This is a genomic window from Cupriavidus sp. GW821-FHT02F09 (assembly GCF_059421605.1).
In genome coordinates this window covers 24,941-41,816 of record NZ_JBWKVH010000015.1, presented here as the reverse complement: position 1 = coordinate 41,816, position 16,876 = coordinate 24,941, and the positions used below count along the sequence as shown (strand labels likewise).

The following is a 16,876-nucleotide window of genomic DNA, read 5'->3' as shown; positions in this document are numbered from 1 at the left end:
GTCCCGGTTCCGGTCAGTCAGGGTTCAGTGTTGGCTCGGTCTATGCTCAATCGGGCTTCCAGGCCGCGCTGGGATGCAGGTCCAGCGTGGCCGCGGCAATCACCTGCATGACGAAGTCCTCGTAGCTGATGCCCACCGCGCGCGCGGCCATCGGCACCAGCGAATGGCCGGTCATGCCGGGCGAGGTATTCATCTCGAGCAGGTAAGGCTTGTCGTCGGCGCTGAGCATCACGTCGGCGCGCGCCCAGCCGCGGCAACCCAGCACGCGGAAGGATTGCACCGCCAGGCGCCGGACTTCGGCTTCCACGTCGGCCGGCAGGCCCGACGGGCACAGATACTGGGTATCGTCAGTAAAGTACTTGTTTTGATAGTCGTAGTTCGCGCCGGGGGCAACGATGCGGATCACCGGCAGCGCTTCGGCGGTGGCGCCCTCCCCCACGATCGGGCAGGTCAGCTCCGCGCCATCGATAAAGGTTTCGGCGATCACGTCGTTGTCCAGCGCCGCGGCCTTCTCGAAGGCGGCGCGCATCTGGCCGGCTTCGGTCACCTTGCTCAGGCCGATGGACGAGCCCTCGCGCGCCGGCTTGACGATCAGGGGCAGGCCCAGGTCGGCCACCACGGCATCGAAATCGGTATCGGCGTGCAGCATGGCGAAGCGCGGCGTGGGCAGGCCGTGCGTGGTCCACAAGCGCTTGGTGGCCTGCTTGTCCATGGCCAGCGCCGAGGCCAGCACGCCGCTGCCGGTATAGGGCACGCCGAGTTGCTCGAGCAGGCCCTGGATGGTGCCGTCCTCGCCATAGCGGCCATGCAGGGCAATAAAGACGCGGTCAAAGCCAGCCGTGGCCAGCTCAGCCACCGACTGCAGGCCGGGATCGAAGGCATGGGCATCGACGCCGCGCGAGCGCAGCGCGGCCAGCACGCCGTTGCCCGACAGCAGCGAGATCTCGCGCTCGGCCGAGCGGCCGCCAAGCAGCACGCCGACCTTGCCCAGCGCCTTGGGATCGATATTGGGATGGGCGACGAAGCTCATGCCTGCCCCCCGGCTTGCTGAGAAACCAGTTGCCCGGGCACGGTACCGATCGTGCCCGCACCCATCGTCACCACCACATCGCCGGGACGCACGGCGTTCAGGATAGCCTGCGGCATTTCGTCGATCTGCTCCACAAAAACGGGTTCAACCTTGCCTGCCACGCGCAGCGCGCGCGTCAGCGCGCGGCCATCGGCGGCCACAATCGGGGCTTCGCCGGCGGCATAGACCTCCGCCAGCAGCAGCGCGTCCACGGTGCCCAACACCTTGACGAAATCCTCGAAGCAGTCGCGCGTGCGGGTATAGCGGTGCGGCTGGAACGCCAGCACCAGCCGGCGCCCCGGGAACGCACCGCGCGCGGCGGCCAGCGTCGCGGCCATCTCGACCGGATGGTGGCCGTAGTCGTCCACCAGCGTGAAGGTGCCTGCGCTCTTGGCCTCGCCCGGCTCGATAGTGCCGACGCAGGCCACTTCGCCATAGCGCTGGAAGCGGCGTCCCACCCCGTGGAACTCGCGCAGCGCCTTGACGATGGCGGCGTCCGGCACCTCCAGCTCGGTCGCGATGGCAATCGCCGCCAGCGCGTTCTGGATGTTGTGCATGCCCGGCAGGTTCAGCACCACCTCCAGCGGCGCCTCGGCGTGTCCGTTCAACTGGCGCAGCACGGTGAAATGCATCTGGCCGTCGACGGCGCGGGCATTGACCGCACGCACCTGCGCATCTTCGGCAAAGCCGTAGCGCACGATTGGCTTGGATACGAACGGCATGATCTCGCGCACGTTGGGGTCGTCCACGCACAGTACGGCGATGCCATAGAACGGCAGGCGCTGGGTGAACTCCACGAACGCCTGCTTGAGCCGGGCAAAGTCATGCCCGTAGGTGTCCATGTGGTCGGCGTCGATGTTGGTGATGACCTCGATCACCGGGAACAGGTTCAGGAACGAGGCATCCGACTCGTCGGCCTCGGCCACGATGAAGTCGCCCGTGCCCAGGCGCGCGTTGGCGCCCGCCGAGTTGAGCCGGCCGCCGATCACGAAGGTGGGATCGAGTCCGCCTTCAGCCAGCACCGACGCCACCAGGCTGGTGGTGGTGGTCTTGCCATGCGTGCCGGCGATGGCCACGCCCTGCTTCAGGCGCATCAGCTCGGCCAGCATCACCGCGCGCGGCACCACCGGGATGCGCTTGGCGCGCGCGGCCAGCACCTCGGGGTTGTCGTTGGTCACGGCGGTGGACACCACCACCGCATTGGCGCCGTTGACGTTGGCGGCGTCATGCCCGTGCATCACGGTCGCGCCGAGCGACGCGAGGCGCCGCGTGGCGGCATTGCTGCCCACGTCGGACCCTGAGACCTTGTAGCCCAGGTTCAATAGGACCTCGGCGATGCCGCTCATGCCGGCGCCGCCGATGCCTACGAAATGGATGTTCTTGACGATGTGCTTCATGAATCCGTTGGTTCAATCCCTGGCCATCTGGCTGCAGATCTCCGCCACGCGCCGGGTCGCTTCGGGCTTGGCAAGACCGCGCGCCTGATGCGCCATCTCTCTGAGTCGGGGCCGCGACAGCGAGGCCAGCGTCTGCGCCAGCCCGCTCGCGGTCAGTTCGTTCTGTTGGACCAGCAAGGCGGCATCCTGGGTCGAGAGGAACTCCGCATTGGTGGTCTGGTGGTCATCGACCGCATGCGGGAACGGCACGAACAGTGCCGCCACGCCTGCCGCCGCCACCTCCGACACGGTCATTGCGCCCGCGCGGCAGATCACCAGATCCGCCTCTGCGTATGCCGCCGCCATGTCGTCGATAAAGGGCAACGCTTCCGCCGCCACGCCAGCGGCCTGGTAGTTGGCGCGCAGCGTGTCGATCTGCTTCGCGCCGGCCTGGTGCTTGACCAGCGGGCGCTCGCCTTGCGGCAGCAGCGCCAGCGCCTTGGGCACGACCTCGTTGAGCGCCGCCGCGCCCAGGCTGCCGCCCACCACCAGCAGCCGCAGCGGGCCGGTGCGGCCGTCGTAGCGCGCCTCGGGCGCCGGCATGCGCGCCACTTCGTCGCGCACCGGGTTGCCGGTCCACTCGCTGTCCGGCAGGGCATTCGGGAAGGCGCACAGCACCCGGTCCGCCACCTTGGCCAGCACCTTGTTGGCCAGCCCGGCAATCGAGTTCTGCTCGTGCAGCACCAGCGGCCGCCCCAGCAGCGAGGCCATCATGCCGGCGGGGAACGTAATATAGCCGCCCATGCCCAGCACCACGTTGGGCCGCACCCGGCGCAGCGCCTGCAGGCTTTGCCAGAAGGCGCGCAACAGGTTCAGCGGCAGCATCAGCTTGGTCAGCGGGCCCTTGCCGCGCAGGCCGCCAAACTGGATGAACTCCATCGGGATGTCGTACTTGGGCACCAGCGTGGCTTCCATGCCGGTGCGGTTGCCCAGCCATACCACCCGCCAGCCCTGCTCACGCAGCGCGCGCGCGACCGCCAGCCCGGGGAAGACGTGCCCCCCGGTGCCGCCAGCCATCACGAGCAAGGTGCGCGGTGCGCTCATACTTTCCCTCCGCGCATCATTGAATGGTTCTGGCTACGGCCGCTGCGCTTAACTTCCTGCTTACGCAGGAAGTTAGCCTCCGCCGGAACCAAGTGATGCTGCGCTACGGTCATACCTTCCCTCCGCGCATCATCACCCGGTTCTCATAGTCGATACGCAGCAGGATCGCCAGCGCCACGCAGTTCATCAGGATGCCCGAGCCGCCGTAGCTCACCAGCGGCAAGGTCAGCCCCTTGGTGGGCAGCAGGCCCAGGTTCACGCCCATATTGATAAAGGTCTGCCAGCCAACCCAGATGCCGATGCCCTTGGCCACCAGGCCGGCAAAGGTGCGGTCGAGCTGCAGGGCGGTGCGGCCGATCTCGAAGGCGCGGCGCACCATCCAGTAGAACAGCACGATCACCACCAGCACACCCACAAAGCCGAATTCCTCGCCAATCACGGCGAGGATGAAGTCGGTATGCGCCTCGGGCAGGTAGTGCAGCTTCTCGATGCTGCCGCCCAGCCCCACCCCGGTCCACTCGCCGCGGCCGAAGGCGATCAGCGAATGGGTGAGCTGGTAAGCCTTGCCCAGCGCGTTGGCTTCTTCCCACGGGTTCAGATAGGCGAAGATCCGCTCGCGCCGCCAGGGCGACGCCGTGATCAGCAGCGCGAACGCGCCCACCGCCACGCCAACCAGGCCGGCGAACAGCTTGCCGTTGATGCCACCGAGGAAGAGGATGCCCATGGCGACGGTGGCCACCACCAGGAAGGCGCCCATGTCGGGCTCCAGCAGCAGCAGCATGCCCACCACCACCACGGCCACGCCCATCGGCAGGAAGCCCTTGCCCACGTTCTGCATCCACTCCTGCTTGCGCACGGTGTAGTTGGCGGTGTACAGCACCACCGCCAGTTTCATGAACTCGGAGGGCTGGAAGTTCATGATGCCCAGCGGAATCCAGCGCCGCGCGCCATTCACGCCCTTGCCCACGAACGGCACCAGCACGACGATCAGCATCACCAGCGCGATCACGAACAGCTTGGGCGCGTACTTATCCCAGAACTTGACCGGGATCTGGAAGGCCAGCAGGCCCATGGACAGCCCGATGAACAGCGCAAACGCGTGGCGCGCGAGGAAGTGGCTCTCGCGGTAGTTTGCATAGCGCGGCGAGTCAGGCAGCGCGATCGAGGCCGAATAGACCATCACCAGGCCAAGCGCGAGCAGCACGATCGCCACCCACAGCAGTGGCTGGTCGTATTCCATCATGCGCGAGCGCGTCGGCTTGACGCCGGACACCGCATCGCGCAAGCCGCCCCAGGCGTTGCCGATGGTGGCCCCGATAAAGCCGCTACGCTTGACCTGTGCGTCGCTCATGGCACGATCCCCCTGGACATCGCCAGTTCTTCCACCGCGGCGCGAAAGACTTCGGCACGGTGCACATAATTACGGAACATGTCGAGGCTGGCGCACGCCGGCGACAGCAGCACGGCGTCACCGCCCTGCGCCGCACTGGCGGCCAGCGTGACCGCCTGCTCCAGCGTGGCGGCATCGGCCAGCGTGACGCCAGTGTCCTGGAGCGCGCGGCGCAGATCGCCGGCATCCTTGCCGATCAGCACCACGGCGCGCGCGTACTGCGCCACCGGCGCGGCCAGCGGCGAGAAATCCTGCCCCTTGCCTTCCCCGCCGGCAATCAGCACCACCCGCTTGTCCAGGCCGGACAACGCGGCGACGGTGGCGCCCACATTGGTGCCCTTGCTGTCATCGAAGAACTCGACATCATCCACCGTGGCGACCCACTCCACGCGGTGCGGCTCGCCGCGGTACTCGCGCAGGCCATGCAGCAACGCGTTCATCGGCAGGTCGATGGCGCGGCACAGCGCCAGCGCGGCCATGGCGTTGGTAGCGTTGTGCATGCCACGGATATGCAGCGCGTCGGCAGGCATCAGGCGCTTGTGGCGCACCGGCACGGCTTGCTCGCTCTCGGCGGCCGCGGCCTTGCGGCGGCGCGGCTTGTTCTCGCCTTCGGCTTCGCTATCGGGCTCGGCCACCACCAGCCAGGGCATGCCGCCCTCGCGCTGGACGCCGAAGCAACCCGGGAATTCGGGCAGATCAGTGCCGAAGGTCACCAGTGCGCTGGCCGGGCGGGCCATATCCAGGCTGAGCCGGTCATTGCGGTTCAGGATCTGCAGGCAGCCGGCTTCGCCGGGCGCCGGCACCGGGCCGAAGATCCGGGCCTTGGCGGCGGCATAGGCTTCCATGCTGCCGTGCCAGTCAAGATGGTCCTGGGTGATGTTGAGCACCGTGGCCGCGTGCGGCGCCAGCGTATGCGTGGTCTCCAGCTGGAAGCTCGACAGTTCCAGCACCCAGACCTCGGGCAGCGTGGCCGAGGCGATGCAGGCGGCCAGCTTGTCCAGCGCCGACGGACTGATATTTCCCGCCACCGCCACGCTCTTGCCAGCGCGCTCCACCAGGCGGCCGGTCAGCGCGGTAGTGGTGGTCTTGCCGTTGGTGCCGGTGATGGCCAGCAGCTTCGGCGCGTAGCCCGACTCTGCCCGCAGATGCGCGAGCGCGCGCGCGAACAGCTCGATTTCGCCCCATACTGGAATGCCACGCTCGCGCGCCACTGCCAGCAGCGCGGCGGTATCGCTCTCCAGCGGCGACAGGCCAGGGCTGATCGTCACCAGTTCGATGCCGTCGAGCAGCGCTTCGGCCAGGGCGCCGCCATGAAACTCGGCCGAGGGCAGCTCGGCCTGCAGGAAGACCAGGTTGGCGGGAGCCTCGCGCGTGTCGGCAACGCGCACGGGGGCACCATACAGGCCGCACCAGCGCGCCATCGCCAGCCCCGATTCGCCGAGGCCCAGCACCAGCACATGAGGTTTTTGCAACTCGCCAAACACTTCGATTCCCGCCTTTCTTGCGTTACTGCGTTAATAGATACGGATACGCGCTGGTTTCAGCGCAACTTGAGCGACGACAGCCCGATCAGCACCAGCAACATGGTGATGATCCAGAAGCGCACCGTCACCTGCGTTTCCTTCCAGCCCGACAATTCAAAGTGGTGGTGCAGCGGCGCCATCTTGAACAACCGCCTGCCCTCGCCGTAGCGCCGCTTGGTGATCTTGAACCAGCCCACCTGCAGCATCACCGACAACGTTTCCACCACGAAGATGCCGCCCATCACGAACAGCACAATCTCCTGGCGCACGATCACTGCCACCGTGCCCAGCGCGCCGCCCAGTGCCAGCGCGCCAACGTCGCCCATGAAGACCTGGGCCGGGTGCGCGTTGAACCAGAGGAAGGCCAGCCCCGCCCCCGCCAGCGCCGAGCAAAAGATCAGCAATTCGCCGGCCCCGGGAATATGGGGGAACAGCAAGTACTTGCTGTAGACCGAACTGCCCATCACGTAAGCAAACACGCCCAGCCCGCTGCCGACCAGCACCACCGGCATGATCACCAGGCCGTCCAGCCCATCGGTCAGGTTCACCGCATTGCTCGAACCCACGATCACCAGATAGGTCAGCACGATGAAGCCGGCCACGCCCAGCGGATAGCTCACTTCCTTGAAGAAAGGCACGATCAGGTTGGACTTGTAAGGCATGTCGAGCGACAAACCGCCTTCGACCCAGCCCAGGAACAGGTCCCACACCCGCACATTGCTGCTTTCCGATACCGAGAACGCCAGGTAGACCGCGGCCACCAGGCCGATCAGGGTCTGCCAGAAAAACTTCTCGCGGCTCGACATGCCGCGCGGATCGCGATAAACCACCTTGCGGTAGTCATCCACCCAGCCGATCGCGCCGTAGCCCAGGGTCACCAGCATCACGACCCAGATAAAGCGATTGCCCCAGTCGCACCACAGCAACGTGGAGATAGCGATCGACACCAGCACCAGCACGCCGCCCATGGTGGGCGTGCCGGCCTTGACCAGGTGCGACTGCGGGCCGATGGTGCGCACCGCCTGGCCGATCTTGAGTTCGGTCAGCTTGCGGATCACCCACGGCCCAAGGCCGAGCCCGATCAAAAGCGCGGTGAGGTTAGCCATCACCGCGCGGAAGGTCAGGTAGTTGAAGACCCGCAGGAAGCTGTAGTCGTTTTGCAGCCACTGGGCCAGAGCCAATAACATCGTGTGTCCGTATTCCTTTCGACAACCACCCAGCGGCGCCGGGCTATCTGACTGATTGCGTAAATAACTATTGATGACGATTAATGCGCGGGAGTGTTTGCGACCAGCGCATCGACCATCCGTTCCATCCGCATGAACCGAGATCCCTTCACCAGTACCGCGCTTGCTGCCGCCACGGCACCGTCCTTGTCTTGCGCCAACGCCTGGGCGAGGTCCTCGGCCCGCTCGAAATACCGGGCTGTGGCGCCGAATGCCTGCACGGCGTGCACCATGGCCTCGCCGGTTGCCCACAGCGCCTCGATGCCGCGCGCGTTCGCGTAGGCGCCGATCTCTGTGTGAAAGGCCGGCCCCTGGTCACCCACTTCACCCATGTCGCCCAGCACCAGCAAACGCGGCGCGGCAAACCCGGCCAGCACGTCGATAGCCGCTCGTACCGAATCGGGATTGGCGTTGTAGCTGTCATCGATCACCAGCGTGCCGCCGGTGGCATGCTTGACCTGCAGCCGGCCCTTGACCGCGGCAAACCCGGCCAGCCCTGCCTGGATCGCCTCGATGCCGACGCCCGCGCCCAGCGCGCAGGCGATCGCCGCCAGCGCGTTGCGCACGTTGTGGGTGCCAAGCACCGACAGGCGGACCTCGAACGCAGCACCAGGCGCGCTGACCTGCATCACTTGCACGCCGTCGTCCAGAGCCACATCGGCGCGGACATCGGCGCTGGCATCCAGGCCAAACGACAGCACGCGGCGCGCACCGGCTGCCTGGCGCCAGATGCCGGCATGCGCGCCGCCGCCTTCGGCGTCGAGCGGGAACACCGCCACGCCGTCTGCGGGCAACGCCGCAATCGCCGCGGCGTGTTCATGCGCCACGGCCTCCACGTTCACCATGAACTCCTGGTGCTCGCGCTGCGCGTTGGTCACCACCGCCACGGTAGGCTGTGCGATGCTGGCCAGGTAGACGGTCTCACCCGGGTGGTTCATGCCGAGCTCGAGCACGGCGAGCCGGTGCACGGCGGACAGCCGCAGCACGGTCAGCGGCAGGCCGATATCGTTGTTCAGGTTGCCGCCCGTTGCCAGGCGGGCGCCCTCCCCTACCGCCGCCGCGAAGATCGCGGCGATCATCTCCTTGACGGTGGTCTTGCCGTTGCTGCCCGTCACCGCGACCGCGGGCAGGCTGAAACGGCGGCGCCAGCCGGCGGCCAGCTGGCCCAGCGCCAGGCGGGTATCGGGCACCACGATGGCGGAAATGCCAAGCGCGGCGTCGGGCTCACGGTCCACCAGCACCGCGGCGGCGCCACGCGCCACCACGTCGGCCAGGAAATCGTGCGCATCGAAGCGCTCGCCCTTGAGCGCGACAAACAGGTCGCCGGGCTGGACCGTGCGGCTGTCAGTCAGCACGCGCGAGAACGCCCGGCTGGCTGCGCCATCGGGCCCGGAAAGACGCGCGCCGGCGATCCAGCCGGCGGCTTGCTGCAAATCGGTCATGGTGTATTGCGTCATGCTGACACCCCACGCGTGCCCAGCGTCAGCCGGACATGCTCGCGGTCGGAGAAAGGCCGCTTGCGGCCCTGCACCTCCTGGGTGGCTTCGTGCCCCTTGCCGGCCACCAGCACCACATCGGCTACGGTGGCGTGCTTGATGGCATACAGGATGGCAGCTGCGCGGTCCTCGATCAGGTGCGCGCGGCTGCGGTCGGCCATGCCGTCGGCAATGGCGTTCAGGATGTCTTGCGGGTCTTCGCTGCGCGGGTTGTCGCTGGTCAGCACCACCTCGTCGGCAAGCCGCTCGGCCACTTCGCCCATCAGCGGGCGCTTGATCGGGTCGCGGTCGCCGCCACAGCCGAACACGCACCACAGCCGGCCCTTGCGGGCCTGGGCCACGGGGCGCAGCGCGTCCAGCGTCTTTTCCAGTGCATCCGGGGTGTGGGCGTAATCGACCACTGCCAGCGGCCCGTCCTGGCCGCCATGGCTGCCGCCGAACAACTCCATGCGGCCGTCGACCGGCTTGAGGGTGCGCAGCGCGTCGATGGCAGCGGCCCAGGCAATGCCGTTGGCCAGCGTGGCGCCCAGCACGGCGAGCAGGTTGCTGACATTGAAAGCGCCGATCATCGGCGTGCTGACATCGGCGCTGCCGAAACTGCCATCCACATGGAAGGCCGTGCCGGCAGCGGTGGCGCGCACGTTGGTCGCGCGCAGCCACTGGCCTGTCTTGCGGGTAGGGGCGGCCGCGCCATCGATGCCGTATTCGATCACCTGCGCGGCGAGCGCGGGATTGGCCAGCAGGCGCCCCCCCATGGCATCGTCGCGGTTGATCACGGCGGCACGCAGGCCGGGCCATTGGAACAGCAGGGCCTTGGCCGCCTCGTACTCGGCCATGGTGCCGTGGTAGTCGAGATGGTCCTGGGTCAGGTTGGTCAGCACCGCCACCGCAAAGTGCGTGCCGGCCACGCGGCCTTGCTCCAGGCCGTGCGAGGACACTTCCATGGCGACCGCGCGCGCGCCGGCGCCATGCAGCGCGGCCAGGCTGTCCTGCAGCTGGACGGCGTCGGGCGTGGTGAAGCCGGTCGCCGTGAGCGCATCAGGAAAACCGGTGCCAAGCGTGCCGATGGTGGCGCAGCGCTTGCCCGCGGCCTGCAGCACGCGCGCCAGCCACTGGCAACACGACGTCTTGCCATTGGTGCCGGTGATGCCGGTCACGGCGAGATCGCGCGCGGCGTTGTCATACCAGCTGGCCGCAATCGGGCCGGCGAACTGGTGCAGGCCCGACACGCCAAGATGCGGCACGCCTTCGCCATGCGGCCAGGCGAAACCATCGGCCTCAAAGACCACGGCGCTGGCGCCGCGGGCGATCGCCTGGGCGATATGGGGGCGCCCATCGGTCGACAGGCGCGCATTGCCCAGCACATAGGCAAAGAACACGTCGCCCTGGGCCAGACGGCGCGTGTCGCCCGTCAGCTTGGCGCCGGCGGGCGCGTGCTGGCGCAGCCAGGCCAAGGCATCGCCAGCCTGCGCGGCCACTTCGAGGGGGAGCAGCGTACGGGTCATTGCGTCGCGCTCCACGGTTCGCTTTCCTGCACCTTGTCGCTCACGACCAACTGACGGATCGGCGAATCCGGTTGCACATTGAGCGCGCGTAGCGCGCCGCCGGCAATCGCGGAGAAGGCCGGGCCCGCAGCGGCGCCACCATAGTGGCTGCCGGAGGTAGGCTCATCCACGCTCACGGCCACGATCACGCGCGGGTTGGACATCGGCGCCAGGCCGATGAAGGAAGCCCGGTACTTGCTGCGGTCGTAGCCGCGGCCCACGTGCTTGTACGCCGTGCCCGTCTTGCCGCCAACCCGGTAGCCCATCACCTGGGCTTCAGGCGCAGTGCCGCCAGGCGCCGTCACCGTCTCCAGCATGGCCCGCACCTGGCGCGCCACCTCGGGCGACAGCACGCGCTCGCCAGTGACCGGGCCCTGGTTCCGGAACATGGTGACCGGGATCAGTTCGCCATCATGGGCGAAGATGGTGTAAGCGTGGGCGATCTGGAACAGCGACACCGACAGGCCGTAGCCATAGGACATGGTCGCCTGCTCGATGGGCCGCCAGCTCTTGTACGGGCGCACCCGTCCGGCCACGGCGCCGGGGAAGCCGATCTTGGGCGCCTGGCCCAGACCCACGCTCATATACATATCCCACATTTCCTGTGGTTTGAGCAGCATCGAAATCTTGGTCGTGCCGATGTTGCTGGACTTCTGGATGATGCCGGCCACGGTCAGCGCCCCGTAGTTGTGGGTGTCGCTGATGGTGGCGCCTTCGTAGTTGAACTTGCCGGTCGTGGCAAATACCGTCGACGGCGTGACGCGCTTGAGCTGCAGCGCCAGGCCGATCGTGATCGGCTTCATCATCGAGCCCGGCTCGAAGGTGTCGGTCAGGACTCGGTTGCGCAGCTGCTCGCCCGACAGGCGGGTGCGGTCGTTGGGGTTGTAGGTCGGCCAGTTGGCCAGCGCCAGCACCTCACCGGTCTGCGCGTCGAGCACCACAGCGCTGGCCGCCTTCGCCTTGCTGCGCTCGACGATGGCCTTGACCTCGTTGTAGGCCAGGTACTGGATCTTGGCGTCGATGGAGAGCTGCTGGTCCTCGCCGTCGCGCGGCGTCTTGAGGATGCCCACATCCTCCACCACGCGGCCAAGGCGGTCCTTGATCACCTGGCGCGCGCCGGACTTGCCGGCCAGCACGCCCTCGCGCGCCAGCTCCACGCCTTCCTGGCCGCGGTCTTCGACATTGGTAAAGCCGACGATGTGCGCCATCGCCTCGCCTTCCGGATAGAAGCGCTTGTATTCACGGGTCTGGTGAATGCCTTCGATCTTGAGCGCGGCGATCTTGTCCGCGACATCCTGCAGCACCTGGCGCTTCAGGTAGACGAAGCTCTTGTCTTCCGTGAATTTGCGGCGCAGCTCCTTGTCGCTCATGTCGAGCAGCTTGCTCAACTGGCGGATCTTGTCAGCATCGATCTCGTCGGGCACGTCCTCCGGGACCGCCCAGATGGCCTTCACGGGCAAGCTGGTCGCCAGCACCAGCCCATTGCGGTCGAGGATCTTGCCGCGCGTTGCGGGCAGCTCGAGCGTGCGCTGGAAGCGCTTCTTGCCTTCGGCCTCGTAGAACTGGTTGCCCGGGCCCTGGATCCAGAGCGCGCGCCCAGCCAGGGCGACGAAGGCGGCGAACATCATGAACACCACCAGCTTCGAGCGCCACATCGGCAGGCGCAGGCCAAGCACGGGGCTAGCGGCGAACTGGCCGGTGCGCGGGCGCGAAGGGTTGCCGCGCTGGGCGTTTTGCGAGGGCCGGGCGATGGTCATGGCTTACTCCCCTCGGGTGCTGCAGCCGCGGGCGCGCTGGCGGGCGGCGCGTCCAGCACCACGCCGGCCAGGTATTGGGTCCTGCCGGGAAGCACCGGCGTCATCTTCAACTGTGTCCGGGCTGCGTCCGCGATGCGCGCGCTCTTGCCGAGCGAGCTCTGCTGGTACTGCAAGCGGGACCAGTCGATGTCGAGCTGCTTTTCTTCCGCTTGCGCGCGCTCGTGGGCGACGAACAGGGTGCGGGCTTGGTGCTGCGCGCTCACCAGCGAGAGCGCGCACAGCATCAGGGCAGCCAGCAGGAAGAAAGTCAGGCGGTTCATGGGCGGCCCGCCTTCTGGGTGGAAGCGGACGTAGGGGACGCCGGGGACGGCAGCTTCTCGGCCACGCGCATCACCGCGGAGCGGGCACGCGGATTGGCGGCAACCTCTTCGGCGCCCGGCTTGACCCGGCCGAGCAGCTTCAGCGTGGGCTGCGGCAGCTGGTCCGCGCGCAGGGGCGCGCGGCGCATGGCGGGATCGGCATTCTGCTGCGGACGGGCGTGCGCCTGCATGAACCGCTTGACGATGCGGTCCTCAAGCGAATGAAAACTGATGACCACCAGCCGTCCGCCTTCCTGCAACAAGTCGTAAGCGGCGCTCAGGCCGCTTTCGAGGTCCGCAAGCTCTTGATTGACGTGAATCCGTAGAGCCTGAAAGGTGCGGGTCGCAGGGTCCTGACCCTTCTCGCGTGTTTTGACGGCTTTCGCCACGAGCGCGGCAAGCTCGGCAGTAGTGGCAAGCGGTCCGCCATGGCCGGGTTCGCTCCGGCGAGCAACAACCGCCTTTGCAATCTGTACAGCAAACCGTTCTTCCCCATAGTCCCGTATCACCCTTGCGATGTCTTGCTCATCCGCTTGCGCCAGCCACTGCGCGGCGGTCATGCCGCGCGTGGTGTCCATGCGCATGTCCAGCGGTCCCTCGAAGCGAAAGGAAAACCCCCGCTCCGCGTCGTCGATCTGGGGTGAGCTGATGCCCAGGTCGAGCAATATCCCGGCGACCTTTCCCCGGCCCGCCAGCGCCGCCGGCATCTCGGCGAAGCTGGTGTGCTCAATGGAGAAGCGGGCATCCTTGATGGTGCCCGCCTCTGCGATTGCTGCCGGATCCTTGTCGAAGGCCACCAGTGCCCCGGCCGGGCCCAGCCGGGCCAGAATTGCCCGGCTGTGCCCCCCTCTGCCGAAGGTGCCGTCCACATAGACGCCATCGGGCCGCCAGACCAGGGCTTCGACAGCCTCGTCCAGCAACACGGTGCGATGGCGCAGGGCGGTGGTCCCCGGCGTTTGGGTTGAGCTCATGACCTCGTCAGAAAGAGAAATTCTTTAATGCTTCCGGCATGCCCTGCGCCATCGCCTGCTGTTCCTTGGCGGCGTAGGTTGCGGCATCCCAGACTTCGAAATGGCTGCCCATACCGAGCAGCATGACTTCCTTGTCGAGCAAAGCGGCGCTACGCAGCTCGGGGGCGATCAGCACCCGGCCCGCGCCGTCCATGTCGACATCAGCGGCATTGCCCAGGAAGATGCGCTTCCACCAGTGCGCGTCCATCGGCAAAGCCGCTATGCGACCACGGAAGTTTTCCCATTCAGGGCGCGGAAACAGCAGCAGGCAGCCGTCCGGGTGCTTGGTCAGCGTTACCCGGCCCTCGGCCTGCTGTTGTAGCGCTTCACGGTGCCGCGCCGGAATCGACATCCGGCCCTTGGCATCCAGTGACAGCGCCGATGCGCCCTGAAACAAGCTAGCTCCCCGGTCCGCGCCGGCATGCTTGCCACCGGCTGGCGCGTGAATCCTTTAAATCCGACGTTGGGCGATGATCCCATAGCCAGACTGCGTTTTCACACAAAAACACACTTCCTCACACTATTTCCCACTTTAGAGGAAGCGATTTCACGGGTCAAGGCTCGTTGTGGGGCAACAATCCGGGTTTTTTTAATTAGAACAATGACTTAGCGCGCACACCTCGCGCACCGAAAAAGTGAATTCCCAATGAAATGAAGATCTTATGGAAGAAAGCAGAGAAACCACCTGAGAACAACTGAGGAAGGAACTGCCTGCAGCAGGAAAAACGGCCGAGCCGGACCGATGGAAGGATACAACGTTTTCGCGTCTACCCCGCGTGCGGGGGGGTACCTGGCTTACCGGCGCACGAGGCGCCGGGGCGGGGCTTCCCGCCTCCGTCGCCGTCCCTCAGATCCGATACGCGGCGGTGGTCATCACCTTGGAGGCCGCCCGCATCATCGCGCGCACCGGCGAGGGCAGCGGCATGCCGCCCGCCTCGCGGGCGGCGGCGCCGTGCCTCACCTCGTCATCGCGCATCTGCTCCAGGATCGCGCGCGACCGGTCGTCGGCAACGGGGATCTGCTCGAGATGGCCATTCAGGTGCTGCTCGACCTGGTACTCGGTCTCGGAGACGAATCCCAGGCTGACGCGGTCGCCCGCTCGCCCCGCCGCCCAGCCGATGGCAAACGCGCCCGCGTACCAGAGCGGGTTGAGCAGGCTGGGACGCGAGCCGAGCTCGCGCAGGCGTTCGGCGCACCAGCCGAGATGGTCTTCTTCCTCGCGCGCGGCCTCATCCATCTGCGCGCGAACCTGCGGCGTGCGCGCGGTCAGCTTCTGGGCCTGGTAAAGGGCCTGCGCGCAGACCTCACCCACGTGATTGATGCGCATGAGCCCGGCCACGTGGCGGCGTTGCGTCTCGTCGAGGCTCTGCGCATCGGGCGCAAGCGCCTCGGCAGGATTGGCGCGGCTGGCGCGGGTGACGCCTGCGATCGCGCGCAAGGCCACATCGAATTCGCGAATCAAGGTATCCATGGATGCATGGCTGGTGGTTGCTCGGAGCGGTTCCGCGTCCCACGCCCTGGCGAAGGGGGAAATGGACCGATGAATACGCCCTCGGGATTTCCCGCATTGTACCGTGGCGGACTTGCCGGGCCTCTCCCGCGTGGCCCGTGCCGGCAAGGGCCAGATACTCCAAAACCCTGAGTTGTGAAAAGCTGACAAGGGCAGTGAACCCGATTGTGAATCGAAGGCGGTTTGTTACAGTAGTTGGCAGCTTCTGACGAAGTTGGGTAAGCGGAAAATGGAGACTCAGGAGGTTTCTCCGCTGGCCACCAATAATTCTTACACGGAGATCATCGAGCATGAAAAAATCGCTTCTCGCGCTGGCTGCGTTGGGTGCATTCGCGGGTGCCGCACAGGCCCAGTCCAGCGTGACGCTGTACGGCGTTGCGGATATGAACCTCGAATACGTCAATCACCTCGGCGTTGCACCGTCGGCCGCCAACGGCTTCAACACCGGTCGCGGCAACTCTGTCTTTCGCATGTCCTCCGGCGGCCTGTCCGGCTCGCGTTGGGGCCTGCGCGGCGTGGAAGACCTGGGTGGCGGCCTGAAGGCGCTGTTCGTGCTCGAAAACGGCTTCTCCCTCGACACCGGCTCGCTGCAGCAAGGCGGCCGCCTGTTCGGTCGTCAAGCGTATGTGGGTATCGAAAGCGCCCAGGCTGGCCGCTTCACCTTTGGTCGCCAGTACACCACGCTGTTCGACCTGCTCGCCAACTTCTCGCCCAGCGGCTACGCCACCCAGTATGAGCCGGTGGTCGCCCAGCTCGGCCTGAACTTCCGCTCCGACAACACCGCCAAGTACACGGGCGTATTCGGTCCGGTGACCGCGATCGCGCACTGGTCCTTCGGCAACGGCGTGGCAGGCAACGGCGAAGTCCCGGGCCAGTTCCGCCGCGACACCGGCTACGGCGCCGGCGTGGGCTATGCTGCCGGTCCGTTCGGCGCAACCATCGCCTACGACCAGTACAACCCGACCCTGAGCGCGACCGGCGACACCGGCACGTTCAAGAAGGCGGCAGTGGCAGGCAGCTATGCCTTCGGCCCGGCCAAGATCATGGGCGGCTATCGCTGGGGCCAGGCCAAGGCACAGAACGGCGCACCCATTCTGCGCGACAACTACTACTGGATCGGTGCCAACTACCAGGTCACCGCACCGCTGGGCCTGACGCTGCAGTACAACTATGACGACGTCAAGAACCTCGGCGGCGTCAACGTCAAGAACCCGTGGCAGGTTTCGTTCATCGCCGATTACAACCTGTCCAAGCGCACCGACGTCTACCTGACGGCCGCGTACGCGAAGAACGCCGGCCTGAATTTCGACACCTCGGCAATCAGCTTCGCCAACGGCTACTTCCTCGGCTCCAACAACGACAACATGCTGGGCGTCGGCGTCGGTATCCGCCACAAGTTCTAAGCGCATCCGCGCGGCACTGCAAAGGCACCTTCGGGTGCCTTTTTTCATGGCGCTGCCTCGCCTTCCTGTCCTAGGGCATCACCTTATCGGCACATTGTTATGCCGACAC

Annotated in this window: 14 protein-coding genes; 1 reads left to right on the top strand and 13 read right to left on the bottom strand. The window is 66.6% G+C overall.

Translation table 11 applies throughout. The features are described 5' to 3' along the window. Window positions 1–46 precede the first annotated feature (46 nt). The 13 genes from AC07XB_RS18395 to coq7 form a co-directional block, all read right to left on the bottom strand. A complete protein-coding gene (locus AC07XB_RS18395; protein ID WP_492374443.1) occupies window positions 47–1,030 on the bottom strand; it encodes a D-alanine--D-alanine ligase in 984 nt (327 codons plus the stop codon). Next, a complete protein-coding gene (gene murC / locus AC07XB_RS18390) occupies window positions 1,027–2,466 on the bottom strand; it encodes a UDP-N-acetylmuramate--L-alanine ligase (protein WP_416049745.1) in 1,440 nt (479 codons plus the stop codon). The genes AC07XB_RS18395 and murC overlap by 4 nt, the downstream gene beginning before the upstream one ends. 12 nt (window positions 2,467–2,478) lie before the next feature. After that, on the bottom strand, window positions 2,479–3,549 hold the full coding sequence (murG, locus tag AC07XB_RS18385; RefSeq protein WP_492829099.1) for an undecaprenyldiphospho-muramoylpentapeptide beta-N-acetylglucosaminyltransferase: 1,071 nt from the start codon (window positions 3,547–3,549) through the stop codon (window positions 2,479–2,481). Window positions 3,550–3,658: 109 nt separating this feature from the next. Next, a complete protein-coding gene (gene ftsW, locus AC07XB_RS18380) occupies window positions 3,659–4,900 on the bottom strand; it encodes a putative lipid II flippase FtsW (protein WP_006162532.1) in 1,242 nt (413 codons plus the stop codon). Further along, window positions 4,897–6,423, bottom strand: coding sequence for a UDP-N-acetylmuramoyl-L-alanine--D-glutamate ligase (gene murD / locus AC07XB_RS18375; protein WP_492374444.1), 1,527 nt, complete (start codon window positions 6,421–6,423; stop codon window positions 4,897–4,899). The genes ftsW and murD overlap by 4 nt, the downstream gene beginning before the upstream one ends. A gap of 56 nt (window positions 6,424–6,479) precedes the next feature. After that, on the bottom strand, window positions 6,480–7,649 hold the full coding sequence (mraY, locus tag AC07XB_RS18370; protein WP_017227540.1) for a phospho-N-acetylmuramoyl-pentapeptide-transferase: 1,170 nt from the start codon (window positions 7,647–7,649) through the stop codon (window positions 6,480–6,482). Window positions 7,650–7,729: 80 nt separating this feature from the next. Beyond that, the gene (locus AC07XB_RS18365) at window positions 7,730–9,145 is read right to left on the bottom strand and encodes a UDP-N-acetylmuramoyl-tripeptide--D-alanyl-D-alanine ligase (protein ID WP_492829097.1); all 1,416 of its coding nucleotides are present in this window, start codon (window positions 9,143–9,145) and stop codon (window positions 7,730–7,732) included. Continuing rightward, window positions 9,142–10,689, bottom strand: coding sequence for a UDP-N-acetylmuramoyl-L-alanyl-D-glutamate--2,6-diaminopimelate ligase (locus AC07XB_RS18360; protein ID WP_492374446.1), 1,548 nt, complete (start codon window positions 10,687–10,689; stop codon window positions 9,142–9,144). The genes AC07XB_RS18365 and AC07XB_RS18360 overlap by 4 nt, the downstream gene beginning before the upstream one ends. Beyond that, a complete protein-coding gene (locus AC07XB_RS18355; RefSeq protein ID WP_492829095.1) occupies window positions 10,686–12,485 on the bottom strand; it encodes a peptidoglycan D,D-transpeptidase FtsI family protein in 1,800 nt (599 codons plus the stop codon). The genes AC07XB_RS18360 and AC07XB_RS18355 overlap by 4 nt, the downstream gene beginning before the upstream one ends. Continuing rightward, window positions 12,482–12,805, bottom strand: a complete 324-nt coding sequence (gene ftsL / locus AC07XB_RS18350) for a cell division protein FtsL (protein ID WP_043349840.1) — start codon at window positions 12,803–12,805, stop codon at window positions 12,482–12,484. Before ftsL ends, AC07XB_RS18355 begins: the two co-directional genes overlap by 4 nt. Continuing rightward, a complete protein-coding gene (gene rsmH, locus AC07XB_RS18345) occupies window positions 12,802–13,815 on the bottom strand; it encodes a 16S rRNA (cytosine(1402)-N(4))-methyltransferase RsmH (RefSeq protein ID WP_492829092.1) in 1,014 nt (337 codons plus the stop codon). Before rsmH ends, ftsL begins: the two co-directional genes overlap by 4 nt. A 7-nt stretch (window positions 13,816–13,822) precedes the next feature. Then, the gene (gene mraZ / locus AC07XB_RS18340; protein WP_150986800.1) at window positions 13,823–14,251 is read right to left on the bottom strand and encodes a division/cell wall cluster transcriptional repressor MraZ; all 429 of its coding nucleotides are present in this window, start codon (window positions 14,249–14,251) and stop codon (window positions 13,823–13,825) included. Window positions 14,252–14,701: 450 nt separating this feature from the next. Continuing rightward, window positions 14,702–15,325, bottom strand: coding sequence for a 2-polyprenyl-3-methyl-6-methoxy-1,4-benzoquinone monooxygenase (coq7, locus tag AC07XB_RS18335; protein WP_174423057.1), 624 nt, complete (start codon window positions 15,323–15,325; stop codon window positions 14,702–14,704). A 329-nt stretch (window positions 15,326–15,654) separates the two neighbouring features. Here coq7 and AC07XB_RS18330 point away from each other — a divergent pair, with 329 nt between their 5' ends. Further along, the gene (locus AC07XB_RS18330) at window positions 15,655–16,767 is read left to right on the top strand and encodes a porin (protein WP_492829090.1); all 1,113 of its coding nucleotides are present in this window, start codon (window positions 15,655–15,657) and stop codon (window positions 16,765–16,767) included. Window positions 16,768–16,876 lie beyond the last annotated feature (109 nt).

Bases quoted from the DNA above. Each gene is read 5' to 3' on its own strand.
- mraY (WP_017227540.1), bottom strand. From the start codon at position 7,649: ATGTTATTGGCTCTGGCCCAGTGGCTGCAAAACGACTACAGCTTCCTG.
- AC07XB_RS18360 (WP_492374446.1), bottom strand. From the start codon at position 10,689: ATGACCCGTACGCTGCTCCCCCTCGAAGTGGCCGCGCAGGCTGGCGAT.
- murC (WP_416049745.1), bottom strand. From the start codon at position 2,466: ATGAAGCACATCGTCAAGAACATCCATTTCGTAGGCATCGGCGGCGCC.
- murG (WP_492829099.1), bottom strand. From the start codon at position 3,549: ATGAGCGCACCGCGCACCTTGCTCGTGATGGCTGGCGGCACCGGGGGG.
- ftsW (WP_006162532.1), bottom strand. From the start codon at position 4,900: ATGAGCGACGCACAGGTCAAGCGTAGCGGCTTTATCGGGGCCACCATC.
- rsmH (WP_492829092.1), bottom strand. From the start codon at position 13,815: ATGAGCTCAACCCAAACGCCGGGGACCACCGCCCTGCGCCATCGCACC.
- AC07XB_RS18365 (WP_492829097.1), bottom strand. From the start codon at position 9,145: ATGACGCAATACACCATGACCGATTTGCAGCAAGCCGCCGGCTGGATC.
- coq7 (WP_174423057.1), bottom strand. From the start codon at position 15,325: ATGGATACCTTGATTCGCGAATTCGATGTGGCCTTGCGCGCGATCGCA.
- AC07XB_RS18330 (WP_492829090.1), top strand. From the start codon at position 15,655: ATGAAAAAATCGCTTCTCGCGCTGGCTGCGTTGGGTGCATTCGCGGGT.
- ftsL (WP_043349840.1), bottom strand. From the start codon at position 12,805: ATGAACCGCCTGACTTTCTTCCTGCTGGCTGCCCTGATGCTGTGCGCG.
- AC07XB_RS18395 (WP_492374443.1), bottom strand. From the start codon at position 1,030: ATGAGCTTCGTCGCCCATCCCAATATCGATCCCAAGGCGCTGGGCAAG.
- AC07XB_RS18355 (WP_492829095.1), bottom strand. From the start codon at position 12,485: ATGACCATCGCCCGGCCCTCGCAAAACGCCCAGCGCGGCAACCCTTCG.